This is a genomic window from Streptomyces sp. CA-251387, assembly GCF_050936625.1.
GTDB lineage: Bacteria > Actinomycetota > Actinomycetes > Streptomycetales > Streptomycetaceae > Streptomyces.
On the sequence record NZ_JBNJMJ010000001.1, the window covers coordinates 6942735 to 6961396 of the forward strand.

At 68.9% G+C, this 18662-nt stretch carries 14 protein-coding genes; 3 read left to right on the forward strand and 11 right to left on the reverse strand.

Annotated elements, in window-relative coordinates; all coding sequences use genetic code 11:
- Window positions 1-22 precede the first annotated feature (22 nt).
- Complete coding sequence (locus tag ACQEV2_RS31185) at window positions 23-241, forward strand: hypothetical protein (RefSeq protein ID WP_433048794.1); 219 nt, start codon at window positions 23-25, stop codon at window positions 239-241.
- An 87-nt stretch (window positions 242-328) separates the two neighbouring features.
- Here ACQEV2_RS31185 and ACQEV2_RS31190 read toward each other — a convergent pair whose 3' ends face one another.
- Together ACQEV2_RS31190 and ACQEV2_RS31195 are read right to left on the reverse strand one after the other, a co-directional pair.
- Window positions 329-853: an LppU/SCO3897 family protein gene (locus ACQEV2_RS31190; RefSeq protein WP_433048797.1), complete on the reverse strand. Its 525-nt coding sequence runs from the start codon at window positions 851-853 to the stop codon at window positions 329-331.
- Window positions 854-958: 105 nt separating this feature from the next.
- A complete protein-coding gene (locus tag ACQEV2_RS31195) occupies window positions 959-1615 on the reverse strand; it encodes a hypothetical protein (RefSeq protein ID WP_433048800.1) in 657 nt (218 codons plus the stop codon).
- A 140-nt stretch (window positions 1616-1755) separates the two neighbouring features.
- Between ACQEV2_RS31195 and ACQEV2_RS31200 the strand changes: the two genes are divergently transcribed.
- Window positions 1756-2184: a hypothetical protein gene (locus ACQEV2_RS31200; protein ID WP_433048803.1), complete on the forward strand. Its 429-nt coding sequence runs from the start codon at window positions 1756-1758 to the stop codon at window positions 2182-2184.
- A gap of 48 nt (window positions 2185-2232) precedes the next feature.
- On the opposite strand, the gene ACQEV2_RS31205 is transcribed toward ACQEV2_RS31200, so the two are convergent.
- The 6 genes from ACQEV2_RS31205 to ACQEV2_RS31230 form a co-directional block, all read right to left on the reverse strand.
- Window positions 2233-2538 carry a hypothetical protein gene (locus tag ACQEV2_RS31205; RefSeq protein ID WP_433048805.1) on the reverse strand — a complete coding sequence of 102 codons (306 nt, stop codon included), beginning with the start codon at window positions 2536-2538 and terminating at the stop codon, window positions 2233-2235.
- Window positions 2539-2584: 46 nt separating this feature from the next.
- Complete coding sequence (locus tag ACQEV2_RS31210; RefSeq protein ID WP_433048807.1) at window positions 2585-3913, reverse strand: SUKH-4 family immunity protein; 1329 nt, start codon at window positions 3911-3913, stop codon at window positions 2585-2587.
- 75 nt (window positions 3914-3988) lie between these two features.
- A complete protein-coding gene (locus tag ACQEV2_RS31215; protein WP_433048810.1) occupies window positions 3989-5782 on the reverse strand; it encodes an ATP-binding protein in 1794 nt (597 codons plus the stop codon).
- A 184-nt stretch (window positions 5783-5966) separates the two neighbouring features.
- Window positions 5967-6920, reverse strand: a complete 954-nt coding sequence (locus tag ACQEV2_RS31220; protein WP_433048812.1) for a hypothetical protein — start codon at window positions 6918-6920, stop codon at window positions 5967-5969.
- Window positions 6921-7045: 125 nt separating this feature from the next.
- Window positions 7046-12157, reverse strand: a complete 5112-nt coding sequence (locus tag ACQEV2_RS31225) for a toxin glutamine deamidase domain-containing protein (protein WP_433048815.1) — start codon at window positions 12155-12157, stop codon at window positions 7046-7048.
- A gap of 188 nt (window positions 12158-12345) precedes the next feature.
- Window positions 12346-12996, reverse strand: coding sequence for a hypothetical protein (locus ACQEV2_RS31230; protein WP_433048818.1), 651 nt, complete (start codon window positions 12994-12996; stop codon window positions 12346-12348).
- A gap of 125 nt (window positions 12997-13121) precedes the next feature.
- On the opposite strand from ACQEV2_RS31230, the gene ACQEV2_RS31235 reads away from it, so the two are divergent.
- Window positions 13122-13532: a hypothetical protein gene (locus ACQEV2_RS31235; protein WP_433048821.1), complete on the forward strand. Its 411-nt coding sequence runs from the start codon at window positions 13122-13124 to the stop codon at window positions 13530-13532.
- Window positions 13533-13640: 108 nt separating this feature from the next.
- Here ACQEV2_RS31235 and ACQEV2_RS31240 read toward each other — a convergent pair whose 3' ends face one another.
- The 3 genes from ACQEV2_RS31240 to eccCa all read right to left on the reverse strand — a co-directional run bounded on the left by ACQEV2_RS31240 (window position 13641) and on the right by eccCa (window position 18545).
- A complete protein-coding gene (locus ACQEV2_RS31240; protein ID WP_433048824.1) occupies window positions 13641-13958 on the reverse strand; it encodes a DUF397 domain-containing protein in 318 nt (105 codons plus the stop codon).
- A gap of 99 nt (window positions 13959-14057) precedes the next feature.
- Entirely contained in the window at window positions 14058-14444 is a 387-nt protein-coding gene (locus ACQEV2_RS31245; protein WP_433048827.1) for a hypothetical protein, read from the reverse strand.
- A 153-nt stretch (window positions 14445-14597) separates the two neighbouring features.
- A complete protein-coding gene (gene eccCa / locus ACQEV2_RS31250; RefSeq protein ID WP_433048830.1) occupies window positions 14598-18545 on the reverse strand; it encodes a type VII secretion protein EccCa in 3948 nt (1315 codons plus the stop codon).
- Window positions 18546-18662 lie beyond the last annotated feature (117 nt).

The following is an 18662-nucleotide window of genomic DNA, read 5'->3' on the forward strand; positions in this document are numbered from 1 at the left end:
GCGGAGCGCTCGCGGCGGTCTCATGGCTGCCGGGGCGCTGGTGGCGCTGGTCTGCCTCTTCGTGATCGTGGGACGTCTCAACAGCGGTACGCCGACGGGGATCGGGACCGTGGTGTACGGCCTGTCCCTCGCTTCCGCCGGTCTCAGCGTGGAGTTGGCCCGGCGCGCTCGCACCCGCTGGGCCATGATGGCGATCATTCTCGGGGCGGCGGGTGCCTCGCTGGCGGATGCGCTGCCCTGACCCACTCCCACCCGCATAATCGGCCCGAACAGGCCGCCTGCTGCTGTGGGCGGCGGCCTGTTCTCGGTCAGCGAGCCGAAGACCGGCTCAGACCTTGGTGAAGCACATCGTGTAGTCGAAGCCCCGGCGGTCGTAGTGCTGGATGCCGTAGTCGTACTCCGCACTGCATTCCTGGCCCTGGCCGGGCAGCAGGGCACCCATCTTGTACTCGGCCTCGGACGAGTCACAGGCGACGATGGTGGGCACCGGGTTGCCCTGCGGGTCCGCGACCTTGACGCAGTCGCCGACCTGGGGTTCGTGTGTCTTGGCCTCCTCGGCAGCCGCCGACGCCGACGCCTCCGCCTTCGCCTTTCCCCCGGTGGGGCTGGTGTTGTAGTCCCAGACCCAGTAGCCCACGGCGCCGAACACCGCCAGGACGATGACGGCGGACTTCACAGCCCGCAACGCACCGCCCGGCTGCGGCCGTTGAGGTCCGCGCGGAGCCTGCGGCTGTGGTTGCTGCGGGTACCCGTACGGCTGCTGCTGCCCGTAGGGAGATGGCTGCTGCCCATAGGGAGGCGGCTGCTGTCCGTACGGCGGCTGGTTCTGGTACTGCGGTGGAGGCGTCGACATGCCTGGAAGACCCCGTAGTTGAGTGGACGAACAAAGATCAACGCGAAGTTGACCGGCGCAGGCGACCCTCCGACACCCGGCAGGACTGCCATCGGGGGCGCCCTGTCAGAAGAAGTAGCTGACCAGGAACGACATCCCGGCCCCGACGAGCCCCACCCCGATCATCCCGATCACGACCGACCGTGTCGCTCCCCGCCCCGCCGCCTCCCACGCCGTATCGAACGAGATACGGCTCTGTCCGAACGGAGCGAACCCGGCGGCAAGGCAGAAGACGCCGAGGCCCGTGAGGACCCAGCCCCCGAAGAACGCCCCGAACCAGCGCCAGGCCCGGTCCATGCCGGCCTGCAGGTACTCGGCATCCGCCGCGTCGGCCGCCGTCAACGGCTCCGTCTGCTGCACCGCCAACTCGGTGCCTGGCGCATACCGTTTCCGGACCTGTACGGCGGCATGGGCGTCCGTACTCTTGCCGTCCTCGGAGACGAAGGTGCCCTCGCAGCGCACGGGCCGACGGTTCTTACGGCTGCTGCGCGAGGCGTTGCTCGGGTAGCTCACCTCGCACTGCTTCACCGTCAGGGTGCCGTTCGTGCCCGCCCAACCTGCCGCGTACGCCCCCTCGTACGCACCCCATCCGCTCAACACGAGCCCCGCGAGCAGGAAGACCAGGCCGCCCGCGCGCCCGAGGCGGCCGAACGCTCTGCCGACGAGGCCGGTGAGAGAACGGTCGACTGCTGTGCCGCTTCCGGTGCCTTGCGTCTGAGCCATGACGATGCAGTCCTTCTCCTCTGAGGTCTTTCTCCCCTTGGGTCTTTCTCCTCTTCCGCGGGCGGGGGCCAGCATGGCATCCGCGCGCGACGGGGGATACTGCGGGTGACGAAGGGCAAGGAGCAGCGAGGAGAAGCGACATGACCAGGCGACCGGAGAACTCACCGAACCCGCAGGATTCTTCGCCGGAACGCGGCGTGCTGGACGAGGCACTGGAACCGGAGCAGATTCGTTCCCTGAACTCCGCCCTGCGCCAGCTGTCCCAGACCGACGGCGTCAGCAAGGACCTGCAGGAGGCGGCCAAGAGGATGCTCTCCGGCCGCCTCGCCCTGCGCGACGCCCTGGACGACCCCGCGGTCGCCCGTGCACTGGGCGGAGGCCTGGCGTCGCTGCGCGGCCAGTGGGAGTCACTGTCGGAGGAGGAGCGCGACCAGATCAGGCACGGAGAGGCACCGGCGAGCGGAAACGCCTCCTCCGGGCAGTCCGACCCCAGCAGCTCCAAGGACCAGTACTCGCAGTCCGGGAAGAAGAACCAGGGGCGCCACAGCGGCGGGTTCTCGCTGTACTGATCACGGACGATTGATCACGGACAACTGATCACGCGCTCGACCGACGCGTCACGACTGGCGCTGCTTGCGGTACAGCGCGATGGCCGTCTCGGTCGGGTAGTTGGGTACGGTGACGGTCTCGCCGGTCTCCTTCGAGACGACGATCTTGCTGCCGCCGGGCGGAGCGGGCTGGGGCCGTCCGGCGGCGTCCGTGACGGGCGGGAACACCGCGTAGACGAGGTAGCCGATGTCGAACTCCTCGACGCGCAGCTCCGCAGGGGTGCCGTCCGGGAGCTTGGGCTCCGCATACCGGCTGCGCACGATGGCGAGGGCCTGCTCGGAGGTCGTGGGCGGTGCCGTGTTGTCGGAAGTCACGGGGCGTTTCTCCTAGTTGTCTCGGTGGGGAAGGCCACAGGCCCGATCAGAACAGCCCATGCCACATCTGCTCGACGATCAGCGACCACCAGGTCTCCGTGTTCCCCAGCGCCGACGCGTCGACAGCCACCAACTGCTCCTGCAGCGCCGCCACTTCCCCGCCCGCCGCGACCGGGTCCAGGCCCTGCATCCGCTGCCGCACCGTGGCGATCAGCGCCAGGGAACGGGCGAAGGCAGCGGTCGAGACATTGACGTAGCGCGCCTCGGCGGTGACCGGATCCACCGCCCATACCGCGCCCAGACCGTCCGGCTGCCCGGAACCCGGCTGGCACTGCACCGCCACGACCGCCACCCCGTCGAAGCCGATCCGCACCAGATGCGCCAGGGCGCCGATCTTCTCCTCGCCGGCCGGGCTGCGCCGCTCGCGCAGATTCGTGGCGACGTCGGTGAACAGGCCGCCGGCCGGAGGGGCGTCGGGCCGGTCGGCGGTGAAGAAGAATGGGAGGTCGGCCGGCAGCCCGGCCCAGGTGAGCGTCGCCTTGGCGGCTTCCGGCAGCGGGCTGTCGGCGATGTCGTCGGCGTCGTAGCGGCGTACGCCGTCCTCGCCGAAGACCTCGACGAGATGGCGTCCGAGCGCCACGTCCCGCATCGGCTCCGCGGGCGTCACCTGCGGGGGAACCGGTACGCGGTGCGGGCGGGGCGGCGGCTGCTGGCCGGCCATCCGGTGCATCGTCTCGACCTGCTCGACCAGCGCCGCGACACCCTCCGCACGGGCCTCGGGACGGGCGCCATAGGTCTGTGAGCAGGAGAGCTGGGCGTTGCGGAAGGAGTTGAGAAGCTCGGCCGTGTAACCGCCGGGGAGCAGACTGGGACGCAGGTCGGTGTGGATGGCCACGACATTGTCGACGGGGACGTTCATCCGCCGCAGCTCGGCCCACACCTGGTACTCGGCGGGGGGCAGGCCGGGAGCGGAGGTGCGGAAGAGGGTGGTCTCCTCGCCGTTCGCCGGGTCGACGTACGTGAAGACCGCGGTGTTGCCGGGGCCGGTGACCGGACGGGCGCCCTCCGGCGAGCTCGCGCCCTGTGCCGCGACCCCATGCTTCTGCCGATACATCTGCACCACCTCGTCGACCGGAACCGACGGCCAGACCGTCAGCTCGCCGGTACGGCGGTCCACGACCCCGCACGCGTCGCCGATCTCGGCGGGCGGCCGACGCTCCCCGGTCACCGGCTCACGCTCGGGCTCCGCGGGCGCGGCCCACACGACCCAGCCCAGGTCGAACTCCTGCATCCGGACCTCGCGCCGCGGCTCCGCCGAGCCTTCCGGGTTGAGCCAACGGTCGGCGATGGCGAGCGCCTGCTCCTGGCTGGTCACGGGGAGGCTCCTTCGAGGTGGTCGGTCGAGAGTGGGCGGAGGTCGAGGGGGTGGAAACGAACACGCAGCATGCGCCTACGAGGCTATCGCCGGGTCGACCCATCGGATGCGGAGGGCCTTCGCCCCGCGTTCGGTCGCGACGACCAGGATTCCGTCGGGGGACAGGTCGGCGGAAATGAACGGGACGTCGGAGATCAGTGCGGCCACGACCTCCTCGCTCGCGCGGTCCCAGACGCGAAGGTAGTCGGCGCCGCGGCTCAGCCCCAGAGGGGCGGCATCACGTTCCTCCTCGGACGGGCGCAGGATCTGCCCGAGGTCCACGCTCGCAAAATCATCCGGTGGTACCAGGGCGTGAATGAGCACCGCGGATTCGCCGCCCTCGTCCGTGAGGCGCGCGCCGGGAGTGCCTGGTGGCACGACGAGCACCGCCACTGGGATCGGAGGTCCATCGGGGTTGGGAAGGCTGCCAACCGTCACTTCACGGATGCCGGCGACGGGCAGGCTCCACAAGGTCTGCCAGGGCAGTTCGAAGCCGAGTTGGTGCAGGGCTTCGGCATACTCAGGCAGTCCATCCTCGACGAATGCCGTCTCCAGCAGAGCGGCACGCCAGGGCTCGGAGACCTCGTTACGAGTCAGCAGGGGCGCGGCACGCAGATATGTACGGGCGGGTGCGCCCAACTCCTCGACCGGGACGGCCTCGATGGCGGCGCGCAGAGGCACCGGATCGGCGTGGACGAATAGCCCCGGATCTGTGAGGAGTTGCGGCAGCAGGCCCGCCGCCAGCGTGTGGCCGGCGATGTGGTTGCGTACGTATGGGGCGGCCTTGCTCCAGTCTTGCTCCGGCACGGCCTCCAGCAGCGCCATTGCGATCTGCATCTGAGCGGCGCGGACGTTCGGAAGGCCGGCCCGGATCTCGTCGCCTATTGCGGGGTGCAGGAGGCGCAACAGCGCCCGCCCGCTGTTCTCGTCGTCTCCGTTTCCGTCAGTGTCTGCTTTCCGCTCCACGGGCTGTATGAAGGGGGCGACGAGCGGCATCCCGTTCACGATGGCGTGGCTCATGTCCTGCCCGGCCACCGCGCTTACCAGTCGCGCCCACAGACGGACGGGCATGCCGTCGGCCTCGGCAAGGGCGAGCGGGGCCAGCATCAGCCGCAGCGTCTGCGGGTCGGCGCCGAGCCGTCCGGCGTGCAGATCCAGTGCTTCGCCGACAGAGGCCGGCAACCGGTCCTCGTCGGTCGGGTCGACGCTCTCCGGGGCGATGAGAATGCTCTGGACGGCCAGCTGCACGACCAGCGGGCTGGTGCTCGCGCGACGCCCGATGGCTGCGGCGAGGGCGTGCCGGGTCTCCGGGGCCACGGTGAACGGCAAGTCCGCTCCTGAAAACGCAGGTCTCAGTGCCGCCTCCGCGTGACGCACCAGCCCTTCGGGGTCGGCCCACTGCGGCTCGTCGAGATCGATGATTTGCACAGCGCCCGCCGGAAGGCCCTTGGCCAGTTCGGTGACGAGATGCCGCGGCAGCTCCGCCACCAGGCGGACCGACTCGAGGGCGGCGAGCGGCTTGAGTACGTGGCGTACGAGTCGGGAGGGCTCGTCCGTGTGCCGGACCGGACCCGCCTGATCGACGTCCAGAACCACGAGTGACACGGGCTCGCCGATGGCCGCGAGCTCCTCGTAAATGTCCTCGCTGCGGGCCACGGCCAGCTCGTAGTGATCGGCGAGGGCCCAGAGGAATTGCTGGGCTGTCAATCCGCGCGCATTCGTCGCGGCGGGTGCGGGCAGCTCAGGAGGCACACAGGACGGGTCGAGCCGATCGAGATCCAGTTGCTTGCGGGACTCGGCGTCGCAAAGCATCAGAAACCCGGTGAGCAACCGCGAACGCCCACTGCCGGAGTTTCCGGTCAGCGCGACTACACGAGGCGCCCCCGGCCGCGCCGTGCGCCAGGCAGCGAGCGCACGCAGGGCGTTGGTGCGGCCGCCTATGAGGGGGTGTGGAGCGTAGCCGTCGGTCGAATCGGTCATGGATTCCCGTCCTCCGCTGGCGCGGACGTGGGCCTCAAATGGGCAGGGCGCCCTTGAAGCGGGTGTTGGGTATGTCAGGGTGGGTGGTGGCGAGCCAGCCGTGGCCATGAGTGCTGGACGCGGGCATGCGGCCGGGTTCCACGGAGAGGAGGTCGGCTGCCGTGCGAGCGTACGGAACGCCCTCGGCGTATTCCTCGGCCTCGTCCTCGTCGGCGTCTTCCCTGTACTCCACCTCGAAGGGCAGGGGTTCTCCCTGGAACCGCGGGTGGTCGTAACTGCCGAAGCTTCGCACTCCGCGACCGTCGCGGGCGACATACCAGTTCTCGGCGGAGTTGTAGGGGTCGACGACGTAGAAGTGGGCCTCACCGCATCGTTCGCTGAGTTTGTCCGCCAGTGTGAAGCCGTCGAGCTGGTCGATGAACGCATTTCCCCACAGCAGGCGCCAGTTCTGGATCGGCACTTCCGAGAGCCAGGTCTCGAACGCTGGCGTGATGAACACCCGGTAGGCGGTCCGTGTCTTCCCTTGTGAATCCTGGAACTCCAGGTAGTCATTCGTTTGGGTGGCAGCGGCCACGCCCATGACGGTAGTGGTCGGCCGAAGATCGTGCAGACCAAGCGCCGCAACGGCGTCGTCGAGCCGGTCCGCCGGGAAGGCCAGCCAGCGGCCGGCCTCTGACGGGAGCCTCACAGGGAGCTCGTCCTTGAGTTTGATCCGCACGAGTCGCTCCACGGCACCTCGGTCGCTTTCGTCCAGGCTCTCGGCGCCCGCCAAGTCGACCAGGGCTTTCAAGGCATTGCCGCGCAGACGCCCCGGACCCTGTCGTCGGATCTCCCGCAGGCGTGGCAATGCCTCGTCGCCCAGCCTCTGCAGGACAGACTCGGCACTCCCTTTCAGTCGGGACGACCCGCCCTCACCGACATGGGGCAGCAGACTGTCGACCACCTGGGCGCCGAGGGCGACCAGACGGGCCTCCGCGGTCTGCCACACGCTCCGATCATCGTCGGAGAGGTCCCGTACGAGAGCGTTGATGCTATCTGACATGGTGCACAGCCTAGTTGTGGTGCGTGGAGAGTGGGTAAGAGCGCCGATGAACGGCAACTACCCGTGTTCGATCATCCCTGAATATCGGCACGGAGCTTTTTCCAAGTTCCTTGCAAGGCGGCGATGTGCCGATCAAATTCAGCTTTGATGGCGTCCTCCTTATGAGTCGAGGTCCCCTTGCGTTGGGTATCGAATTCACCTCGTATGGCCTTGCGTAGGGCGTCGCCGCTCTTGTCCTCAAGCTTCTTCAACGCCTTTTCGAGGCCCGCTTGGTCGTCCTTGTAGTGCTCCCGCCACACTTCTTCTGCGAGCTGTCTGCAGTCCTGGTCGGACATGCCCTTCATCTGCTTGAGCGTGTCCCTCTTGTCATCTGCCATTTCTCCGCGTATCTCCACACCCACCGCGTCGTCACGGTAGGTGGTGCTGTAGTGGATCGGTATGCCCTTCAACCGCTCGTCCCGGAGGGTGTCGGAGCACTTCGCGTGGCCCTGGCCCTCTCCGCACGGTTCTCGCTCGGTATACAGGCCGAGAGGCGTGTACTTCGATCCGTCCGGGTCCATGCGCTTGAGCCAGTCCAGCAGGTGTCGCTCCGAGTGGCGCGGTTGTACGCCCTTCAACTCCTTGTTGGCTGGGACAGACGAGTCCACGATGTAATGAACATCGTTCTTCGGTGGAGGGCCCTGGACCTCGAGGACCGCATAGTTCTTTCCGCTGAAATCAGGTCCGTGGCGTTTGAGTTCCTTGAGCGTTTCCGGCTCAAGGGCCTTGAATTCCGCCCTCTTGAAGAGTGCGTTCATCGCCATGCGATGCAGCCGCACTCCGATCGACTCCTTGGAGAGCTTCGCGCCGCGGTCCGGGGTGTCCTTGTCGGGGGCGCTTTCGCCGTCGTTCCGGTAGGGATATGGGATCCGTTCAGGGCTGCGGCCCACCGCGTGTTCCTGGTGGAAGGAAAGGCTGAGCCGGGCGAGGGACGCCACAACAGCTTGCTGCTCTCCACGTGAGAGATCACCGAATCCGGGGAGACTATTACTGAGCTGGTCCCGGGTGAAGCTGCGTGACCCGTCAGGATTGGCATGCGGGCCGTTGCCGGTCGTCGCCCGCATGACGTTGGCGAGGGCGCCCGACTCGGCCCAGCGGTCGAGTCGGTCGTGGACCCGGTCGAGCTCGACCCTATGGACGTTTTGCTCCCTACGAAGCCGTTGCTGCAGCGCGTCGGGCTCGATGCCGTACTCCTTGGCTTTGTCAGCCTCCGGCGCTTCATGGGTGCGCGAGACATCGCTGTCCGGCCCGCCTTCGGTGACACGGCGGCTTTCGGCTGAGGTATCGCTGGTACCTCGGTCATGAGGATCGGTGTAAGGATGGTCGTCGGGGTCCTTGGAGTTGTCCTTGTTGCCGGTCGAGTCCGAGGGGGCGCCGGGCTGGTCGGCGTCCGGTCCGGCCGGGTTCTGGGGGCCTCGGGGTACCTCGTCGCGAGTCGTCTCCGCTTGCCGGTCTGGGCGCGCCGTGGCGTCGCCCTCGGCGTCCTTCCGTTCGTCCGCGTGTGGCTTCTGGCTCGATGGGTCCTGCCCACGTGGATCGTCCGAACGATCGGAGGTGTTGGAGCGGTCGCTCTGGGGAGGCGCCTGCGACTCGGGTGTTGCGGTCGTGGTGGTCGTGGTCCGTTCGGGGCTGTGCGGACTGGTCTCGCTGGTGCGAGTTCCGCTGACGGGAGGCGATGTGTCGTCCCGACCATGGGGCGTGAGCCGGTTACTTCCGGTCTCGCTCTTCCGGTCGCCGTCTGCGGGACTGGAGCCCGACTCGCGAGCCGCGTCGGTAGCGTGTGCCGGCGTCTCGCCTGAGGGATCCGCCTGGTCGGCCTGCTTGTTCTCGCTGTTGTCCTGCTGGGGCGCGTTGCCGTTCTGATCCTGAGCCTCGTCGTTCTGGCTCTTGGAGTCCTCGGAGTCCTTGTCGTCGGACTGGGTGGTGTCGATGGGATTGCGGTCGGCGTCCAGCGGTATGTGCCAGACGTGTGCCGCCTTGTCGATGTGGAGCGGCTTGTCGCTGACCTCGCCGCTCTGGGTGTCGATCCAGACGATCTTGCCGTTGTGGTTGACGACGTTGAAGGCGTGGCCACCTCCGCCGGGCCAGTCGACCTGGACGATGGCTGCTGAGCCGGGTCCGGCCTGCTGGAGGGTGGAGGCGATGTTGTTGGCGGTGTTGGGGTCGCCGCCGGGGCCGGCGTAGGTGTGCGAGGCGCCGGTCCAGCGGATCTGGTTGTCGTTCGCGTTGTCCTCGGGGGTGAACGGGTTGTGCTTGCCGTTCTCGTCGAGGTCGATGGTTCGGGGGGCCGAGACCTGGGGGTTGCCGTACCAGGTCTCCAGGAACGAGCGGGAACAGTCGGCACAGTTGTTGCTGCGACCGGGGACCGTGTTGCCGCCGTCGTTCTGGAGCTGGGCCCACGGTCCGAAGGGGTCGGGGAAGCGCTGTGGGGTGCCGTCCTCGTTGTGCGGGACTGCGTCGACCAGCGCCTGCTGATCGGCGGGGTCGGGGTGGGACAGGCCTCCCGGGGCGTGGTCCAGGTCGGCGCGGATGTCGTCCAGGCTGTCCTGCTGGGGGTGGTTCTGGCTGTTGGAGTTATTGGGCGTGGCCTGGGGCGAACCCGGGTGCTGGGGCGTGGCAGGGTCCGCGTGTGAGGGTGACTGCGAGGGACCCGGGGTTGTGACGACCGTGTGGATCGGGACTGCCGTCACTTGTTGCTGCTGGTGCTGCCGGTCTCGGTCGGACGGCGAGTTCTCCGGCTTGTGGGGCTGCGCGGCCGGCTGCTGCGGGGAGTTGGGGTTCGGGGTCGGGTTCGACGGGGTGTTGTGCGTGTGGCCTGCGGGCTGCTGAGGCCGCGGCGGGGTGGACCCGGCGCCGGGGCTCGGCTGGTTCGGCGTGCCGGGGGTGGGAGGCGTGCCGGGTGTGTGCGCGCGGCCGGGCTGGGTTGACGGACTCTGGGCGTTGCTGCTCGGCGTCGAGACTCGGTCAGAGCCGTTGTTGGGAGAGTGGGAAGGCGTCGTCGTCGGAGTAGTGGATGCGGACGACGTCCTGGAGGGCGATGACGGGGCCGGGTTCTGGTTCGGGGTGGTCTGGCTCGGGCTCTGGCCGGGTGTACGGGTGCCGGTCGGGTCCGCGTTGTTACGCGGCGGAGTGCGGTCGCCGGGCGTGGTGTTGGCGTTGTCGCGGTTCGAGGTGCGGTCGCCGGGTGTCGTAGCGGCGCCGTCTCGGGGAGGTGTCCGGTCGCCCGGTGTCGTGCCCGGGGTGGTCCGAGGCGGTGTGCGGTCCCCCGGCGTCGTGCCCGGAGTGCTCTGGTTCGGTAGGCGGCTGTCTGCCGTACCTGACGTCCGGCCGTCGGAGCCGGATATGCGGGGATCCGGCGTCTGCGCGGGCATCGACGATGGCGCGGTCCGCGGCGTCGTCGAGGACGTGGTGGGGCTCGGCGTCGAAGCAGGCCCCGTTCCTGTGGCGGACGCGGTGGTGCCCGGCGCAGTGGGGGAAGGAGTCCTTGCCGGACCGGTGTTGGAGGTGTTCGGGCTGGTCGGGCTCGTGGCAGCGGTGGCGGACGGCGTGCCGGGCGTGCTGGCGGGAGCATTCCGCGCCGGGCCGGAGCCGGGATTCGGGCTCGTCGCGGATGAGGTTCCGCCGGAGCCGCTCGGGGCGTGTTGCGTGCCCGGAGCCGCACCCCCGGTGGAAGGTGCCGTGGGCGACGTCGGCATGGCCGAGCCGCCGTCCGAACGGCCGCCAGTGCCGGTGGGGGACGAGTCGGCCGTCGTCGGCGTCGGTGCCGCGTTGGACTGCGTGGGCGCGGTGGCGGCCAGGCCGTCGATCTGGGTGCCGATCGAGCCGCCCCCGGGCGAGGACGACGTACTGCCGGACGACGCCGGCGTGGGCGCGGACTGTGCTGTCGGGGACGACAGGCCGGACACGGGGGAGCCGCCGCCGGAGTGGGAGGGGCCGGACGTGCTCGGCGGGCCGGACGGACCGTTGGAGTCCGCACCACCAGGTGAGGTTCCGCCGGGCGAGGGGTCGTCGAAGTCCGACAGGGACGGCCCGGTGGACGGCGTCGGCCGCGAGTACGGGCTGTCCGAGGAGGACGGGCTGCCGTTGTCGGACCCGGGACCGGAGTTGGAGTTGGGGCCCGCACCCACATCGGGGGCACCGATGTCGTTGCCGCCGGTGTCGGCGGATATGCCGCTGCCTATGTTCACGCCCGGGCCGCTGCCGTTGCTCGAACGCGTCGACGTGGAGGAGTCGGAGCCCGAGGAACTCGAGTCGGAGGACGAAGAGTTGGAGGATGAGGAGCCGGACGACGAGGAGCTGGAACTGTCCGACCCGGAGTCGCCGTTGCTGTCGGAGCTACCGCTCCCGCTGTTTCCGCCGTCGCTGCCGATGTCGCCGCCCGACGGGCCGTCGTACCCGTCGATACGGCTGTCGATCGCGTGCCGGGCCCGGCTGCCGGCCTTCTGCCCCAGGCTGTCCCGGAGGCCCTCGGCGAAGGTTTGCGGGCTCTGCCTGAGGGCGTCGAGGCCTGCCTCGCCGCCGGCCTTCATGGTGGCGCCGACGTCGTAGCCCTCTTGGGCGCCGAAGCCGACGTTCACCGTCTGTCGGACGAGGTCGGTGATCATCGCCTCGACCGCGGAGATCGCGGGTTCCTTCAGTGTCTCGATGAGCGCCTCGAACATGGCCTGTTTGAGCTCGTCCAGGAGGCGCCGGACGATCATGCGGGCGGCCTGGGTGGCGCCCATTCCCGCGACCGAGGACAGACCGAAGGTGAAGGGTGCGGCGGCAGCGGCGGCTGCGATCTGGATGGCCAGGGCGATGAGTTGGGCGATCACCGCCCACTTGGCGAACTCGACGAGGTAGGCGCAGGCCTCCAGCACGTTCGCGATGAGGAAGGCGGCCTCGGCGGCGTTGCGGAGGTAGCCGTCCTGGCCGCCTCCGCCGTCGAACTTCTCGTAGGTCTTGCGGAACTTGTCGATCGAGTCGCCGGCGTTGTGCTCGATCACTTGGCCGGCGCTGGTGTTCGCCTTGGTGTGCAGGTCGGTGACCTGCTCGCCGAACTGCCGCCACACGGCGGCGCAGTCTCTGAGCTTGTCCTCGTTCGCCGTCGGCCAGCGATAGCCCAGCATCTCGAGAACCCACTCGAGCTCGTCCGGCAACATCATCGCCACAGCAGAAAGCACCCCCGTCACCCGTTGCGGCCGTACAACTCCCTCGCCCGTCAAGCGAAATCACACAGGAGTACAGCCGTCCGCAGAGTTTACGGACTCACCCGGAGGCAACTTCAAGGGCAGCTGTCACAAATCCGTTGCAGGCCACCACCGTTGTCCGGAGTGGCGGGATACGAGACCGTTCACTGCGTACGGCCCCGAGTCCGCTCCTTGTGTCCCTTCACGTCAGGTCGGCCGATGTGCCCCTGCGCCCGCTCGGACTCGCCGAGCCAGATGTGCGGGGCATACTGCTGGACCGCCGTGACCATCTCCTGTCGGCAGCCGGCGGGGAAGGGGACGCGGTAGCGCAGGCGGGGCAGGTTGGGGTGCAGCGGCTCCTCGTCGCGGACCAGGGTCCACAGGACCGGGTCGTCGCGGTCGATGGGGCCGGTGGGGAACAGTTCCAGGGAGTAGACCGTCTGGCGGCCGAACTTGCTCCAGTACAGGCCGACTCCGGCGAGGGTCTGCCAGGGGATGACGTTGCGGAGCTTTCCGCTGTCGATCCACAGGCCGGTGTGGTCGACGAGGATCCTGGTCCTGCGATTCGCCCAGTTGGCGAGGAAGAGGAAGACGCCGACCACGCCCAGCACCACCATGAACACAAGACCGGCGAACCCCGCTGGACTGGACTCGCCCTTCTGGTTCCCGGTGGCAATCACGACAGCACCGAAGACGCCGACGGCGCCCATCGCGATGAGCAGCACGGAACAGGGAAGTCCGACCATGGCACCGCGGCGGCCGGTCCGTACGACCGTGGCATCCGGCGCGGGAGAGGGCGTGTGCGAAGGCAACATGGTGCGTGAGCCTAGCGAATTCACCTACGCAGCCGGAGCGCCTTCCGCCCTGCGTACGAGACGCCTTCACGCTTTTGCTCGCCCGCCGCTCCAGGCCCGTACGACGCGCACTACGCTGCCTTGACGTGGCGACGTACGACGGGGAACAGGCACAGATGTATGGGCAGACCCACGCGCAGATGTCGGAACCGACGCCAGGCGATGTCGATCCGATCCGACCTGACGTGGACGACCTCAGGCGGCGTTTCCAAGGGCAACCGGATCCGGGATTCGCGAGGGCACGGTCACGGGAGGTTCGCAATGCCCGCGGTAGCGTCATGGCGGTCGCGGCGATCATGGCGCTGGTCTGCCTCTTCGTCACGGTCCAGTGCCTCACCAGCGCTTCTCGGACGGCGCTTTGGGCCGTCGCACCAGGCATGGGCGCCGGTTTCTGTGCTCTCAGCGTGGAATTGGCGCGGCGCGGACGCACCCGCTGGGCCATGGTGGCCGTGATGGTGGGGGTGGCCTGCGGGGTCCTGGGAGAAGGGGCCCGCTGACCCTGCTCCATCAGTTCGACCAATTTCTCGACCGTCTGTTGCGAGAACAGCCGCCGCCCGGTGTTGCGGACGGCGGCCCAAAGCCCTCGCGTACGAGGAGGAGCGGGCCTACTCGGCCACCACACCCCCATTGTGCGGCGCCGGCTCCAGATCGAACTCCCCGTCCCGCGCCCCGAGAACGAACGCCCGCCACTCCGCCTCGGTGTACCGCAGCACGGTGCCGGGGTCGAGGGACGACCGCATGGCCACCGCGCCCTCGGGCAGGTACGCGATCTCGACGCGCTCCTCGTGCTCCTCGGTGCCGGGCGCGCAGTGCCACTCGACCCCGGAGATGTCGAGGGCGTACAGCTCGTCCCGCTCCCGTTCCTTGCGCGCCTTGATGTCCTCGGCCTGAGTCGCGACCTCGTTGTCCCGTGCCTCGGTCATGCTGCTGGGCCTCTTCCTGACGTGCGAATGACGTGTGTGTCTCACCCTACTTGCGCTGGAGCTTCTCACGCCGCGCAAGGGGAAGGTCACTCAAAGGGGTCAGAGGTCCTGGCGAGGGCGCAAGGTGCCCTTTATGGCCCCGGACGGCACCTCCACCTGACCGTCGTACTCGGCCATCGTCTTCTGCCAGATGGCGTCCTGCTCGGCCTCGTTCTGCTCGTGCGCCACACCCATCTTGCCGAAGGCGACGCCCATCCCGGCGATCCGCTCCGCCAGGCTGGCCATCGACTCGTACATGCCGTCGCGCAGGCCCTCGTAGACGACGCCGAACTTCTCGCCGATGTCGTCGTCACCCCACGGCGGGGTGTCGCCCTTCTCGAGGCCGGTCAGTCCGGTCTGCAGGGCCTTCACGGCCTTGGCGAAGTCCACGCCGACGTTGAACATGTGGAAGCCCTCGGTCTTGAGGACCTCGGGATCGGAGTTCATGTAGTCCGACGGCACAACTGCCCCCCGTGGCTCGTCTTTTCTGTCGCGACGCCACCTTAGCGTCGGCACCCCCACCTGCCCCAGCCCCTCGGGCGCAAGGGAGAGGGGCGGCACCCACGTGGGTACCGCCCCTGCGGCTACAGCGACCGATCCTCAGAACCGGGGCGGCAGCCACCCCGTCTGAATGAGCTGCCCACCGCGTCGCCGCGTGTGGAAGTACCCACGGCCGGGCGGGAGTTGCGTCGCCGTGATGTTGCCGAGCAGCGCGCCCTCCGTACGGTCGCCGGAGAGCACGACGCCCTGGGCACCGAGCTCGCGCATGCGCTGCATCACCGGCTCGTACAGCGACCGGCTCGCACCGCCCGAGGCGCGCGCGATGATGATGCGCAGACCGATGTCACGGGCGAACGGCAGGTACTCCAGGAGCGGGGACAGCGGGTTCCCGCCCGTCGCCACCAGGTCGTAGTCGTCGACGATGACGAACGCGTCCGGGCTGCTGTACCAGCTGCGGTTGCGCAGCTGCTCGGGCGTGACGTCCGGGCCCGGCATACGGCGGTTCATGGAACCGGCAAGGCCCTCCAGCGTCTCCGTCAGGGCAGGCGCCGACGCGCAGTACCGCGACAGGTGCGAGTCGGGCACTCCCTCCAGGTGGGCCCGGCGGTAGTCACCCATGACGATCTTCGCCTGGTCCGGCGTGTACCGCTCGGTGATCTGCTTGACGAGCAGCCGCAGCAACGCGGACTTACCCGACTCGCTCTCACCGAACACGATGAACAGCGGATCCGTCTCGAAGTCGACGAAGACCGGCGACAGCGACGACTCGTCGATGCCGATGGCGACACCGCGGTCCGGGTGCTCGAAGCCCTTGGGCAGCCGGCCCGCCTCCAGCATCGTGGGCAGCAGCCGGACGGCCGGAGCGTGGGCGCCCTGCCAGTTGTCGTTGATGCCGCGGATGAGGATCGACGTCGCCTCGGACAGGTCCTCCGTCTCCGAGGAGCCGTCGACCCGGGGCAGTCCCGCCATGAAGTGCAGCTTGTCCTGGGTCAGACCACGGCCCGGCACGGTGGCCGGCACGTTCTGCGCGACCTTGCGGTCGATCTCCGACTCGGTCGGGTCACCGAGCCGCAGCTCGATGCGGTTCTGCAGCATGTCCTTGAGCGCGGGCCGCACTTCGGTGTAGCGGCTCGCCGTCAGGATCACGTGCACACCGAAGCCGAGGCCGCGCGTCGCGATCTCCGTGACGGTGGACTCGAGCAGCTCGTAGTCCGTCTTGAAGGTCGCCCAGCCGTCGATGACGAGGAAGACATCGCCCCAGGGCTGGTCGGGCAGGTGCCCCGCGTTCCGGCGCTGGCGGTAGGTCTGGATCGAGTCGACGTTGTTGGCGCGGAAGTACTCCTCGCGCGCGTTGAGGATGCCCTCGACCTCGCTGACCGTACGGCGCACCTTCTCGGCGTCGAGACGGTTGGCGACGCCGCCGACGTGGGCGAGCTCCTCCATCGAGATCAGACCGCCACCGCCGAAGTCCAGGCAGTAGAACTGCACTTCGGACGGAGTGTGGGTGAGCGCGAACGACGAGATCAGCGTGCGCAGCAGCGTCGACTTGCCGGACTGCGGACCACCGACGAACAGACCGTGACCCGCACCGCCGGAGAAGTCCCGGTACAGCACGTCACGCCGCTGCTCGAACGGCTTGTCCACCAGGCCGACCGGCACGTTCAGCCGGCCGAGCGCCGTGTAGTCGGGCGCGGTCAGGCCGCGGTCCTGAGTGACGGCGAGCTGGGGGAGCAGCTGCTCCAGCGAGGGCGCCTCCTCCAGCGGGGGCAGCCACACCTGGTGGGCGGGCGGACCCTGGTTGACCATCCGGCTGACGAGGACGTCCAGGACGGTGTCGGCGAGCGCGTCGTCCACCCGGTTGTCGGGCTCCGGCTCCTCGATCACCGGCTGCGGGGGCAGCGCCACCTGCTCCGCCGTGAACAGCGCGGGCCGCAGCTGCGTCGAGCGGTGCACCCGGGACGGGCCTTCGCCGTGGTACGGCCCCGACACGTACGCCGCCTTGAAGCGGACCATGGTGTCGGTGTCGTAGCGCAGGTAACCGGAGCCGGGGATCGACGGCAGGTGGTAGGCGTCCGGCACACCGATCGCCGTACGGGACTCGGCGGCGGAGAAGGTCCGCAGACCGATCCGGTACGACAGGTAGGTGTCCAGGCCGCGCAGCTTGCCCTCCTCCAGGCGCTGCGAGGCCAGCAGCAGGTGGATGCCCAGCGAACGGCCGATACGGCCGATCTGGATGAACATGTCGATGAAGTCAGGCTTGGCCGTGAGGAGTTCGGAGAACTCGTCGAGCACGATCACCAGCGAGGCCAGCGGCTCCAGCGCGGCGCCCGCCGCCCGGGCCTTCTCGTAGTCGTGCAGGTTGGCGTAGTTGCCCGCCGAGCGCAGCAGCTCCTGCCGGCGCTGCGTCTCACCCATGATCGAGTCACGCATGCGGTCGACGAGGGTGAGGTCGTCGGCGAGGTTGGTGATGACGGCCGCGGTGTGCGGCATGTCCGCCATACCGGCGAAGGTCGCACCGCCCTTGAAGTCCGCGAGGATGAAGTTCAACGTCTCCGAGGAGTGCGTCACCGCGAGACCGAGCACCAGCGTACGCAGCACCTCGGACTTACCGGAACCGGTGGCGCCGACGCACAGGCCGTGCGGGCCCATGCCCTCCTGCGAGGCCTCCTTGAGGTCCAGCATGACCGGCTCGCCGTTCTCGCCGACACCGATCGGCACGCGCAGCCGCTCGTGCAGCGTGCGCGGACGCCAGGTGCGGGACACGTCGACGGTTCCCGCGTCGCCGATGCCCATGAGGTCGGTGAAGTCCAAGTTGGACAGGAGGGGTTCGCCCTCCTCCGCGGAGCCGACCCGGAAGGGGGCGAGCTGCCGCGCCAGGGACTCTGCCTGCGCCGGGTTCAGCAGGTCCGGCTTGCCGCTGTACGCCGACTCGTGGCCGACGAACAGCCGCATCCGCTCCGGCTTCGCGTAGATCGTCAGACCCGCGCGCAGCTCCTCCTCCAGCTCGCCGGGGGCGATCTCCAGGAAGGTGACGCCCTGGAGGCCCTCGGCGCTGGCGAGTTCGGAGTCCGGCGGCACGGTGCCGCCGTCGAGCACCACGATCAGGTGCGGCTGGTCGTAGACCGGGGTCGCCTCACGGTTCCAGCGCGGACGGTCGTCCAGCTGGTCCGCCAGCGCCTCCTCCAGCTCGCCGAGGTCGTCGAAGAGAAGCCGGGCCGAGCCCGCTCCGTCCTTGGCCTTCGGGTGCTGGCTGTGCGGCAGCCACTTGATCCAGTCCCAGTCCGCCGCCGCGGAGGGGTGCGCCACCACGGCGATCATCAGGTCCTCGGGCGAGTGCAGCGTCGCCAACTGGGCGAGCGCGGCACGGGCGTTGCCGTAGACCGTGTCGGTCTCGCCGCAGATCGTCACGTGGTAGAAGGCGCGCAGCGACACGGACACCGGCAGGTCCGACAGGCTGCCGTGCGCGTCGAGGAAGGCCTTCATGGCGGCCGCCGTCAGCGGCTCCAGCTCCTCCTTGGGAGCCGTCTCCGGCGCGACGAGTGGGGTGTTGAGCTGCTGGACGCCGCGGCCGATCCGTACGGAGGCGAAGTCCCCGTCGGTCGGGCGCCGTTCCCACAGCCGCTTGCCGTCGGCCGCCACCGCCCACAGCTGCTCCGGGTCGGGGTGCTGGAACAGCTGGCTCTGCCGCTGCAGTTCCGCCGTCTTGTGCACGTCCTTGCGGACCTGCTCGAGGTAGCGGAAGTAGTCACGCCGGTCCTGGGCCATGCCGGCTCCGCCGCCCTGCTGCCGGGACCTGGCGAACTGGGCGATGGCCATGGCCAGCGTGGAGGCCAGCATGAGCCCGCCGACCAGCCGCATGTACGACGGCAGACCCGGCATGAAGAAGAATCCGACCGAACCCAGCATGCCCATCATGGGCAGCAGGTTCATCAGCATGCTCTCGTCGCCCTCGCGAGGAATCTCGGGCGGCGTCTCCAGTTTGACCTCGCCGTCCGGGACGGCCGGCGGCACTATCCGCGGTGGTCGTTTGATGATGACGACGCTCACCGATGCACTCATCCTTCGCGATTGATACGTCCTGGCACCGACGCCCCCGTTTGTACCGCGACGTGTTCTCGTTCGCGTAGGCGTCGTTCGCGCGCTGGTCGATCCTACTGATGCGCA

Excerpts from the sequence above, each read along its gene's own strand:
- ACQEV2_RS31185 (WP_433048794.1), top strand. The coding sequence starts at position 23 with ATGGCTGCCGGGGCGCTGGTGGCGCTGGTCTGCCTCTTCGTGATCGTG.
- ACQEV2_RS31190 (WP_433048797.1), bottom strand. The coding sequence starts at position 853 with ATGTCGACGCCTCCACCGCAGTACCAGAACCAGCCGCCGTACGGACAG.
- ACQEV2_RS31230 (WP_433048818.1), bottom strand. The coding sequence starts at position 12,996 with ATGTTGCCTTCGCACACGCCCTCTCCCGCGCCGGATGCCACGGTCGTA.
- ACQEV2_RS31200 (WP_433048803.1), top strand. The coding sequence starts at position 1,756 with ATGACCAGGCGACCGGAGAACTCACCGAACCCGCAGGATTCTTCGCCG.
- ACQEV2_RS31195 (WP_433048800.1), bottom strand. The coding sequence starts at position 1,615 with ATGGCTCAGACGCAAGGCACCGGAAGCGGCACAGCAGTCGACCGTTCT.
- ACQEV2_RS31245 (WP_433048827.1), bottom strand. The coding sequence starts at position 14,444 with ATGAACTCCGATCCCGAGGTCCTCAAGACCGAGGGCTTCCACATGTTC.
- ACQEV2_RS31240 (WP_433048824.1), bottom strand. The coding sequence starts at position 13,958 with ATGACCGAGGCACGGGACAACGAGGTCGCGACTCAGGCCGAGGACATC.
- ACQEV2_RS31225 (WP_433048815.1), bottom strand. The coding sequence starts at position 12,157 with ATGATGTTGCCGGACGAGCTCGAGTGGGTTCTCGAGATGCTGGGCTAT.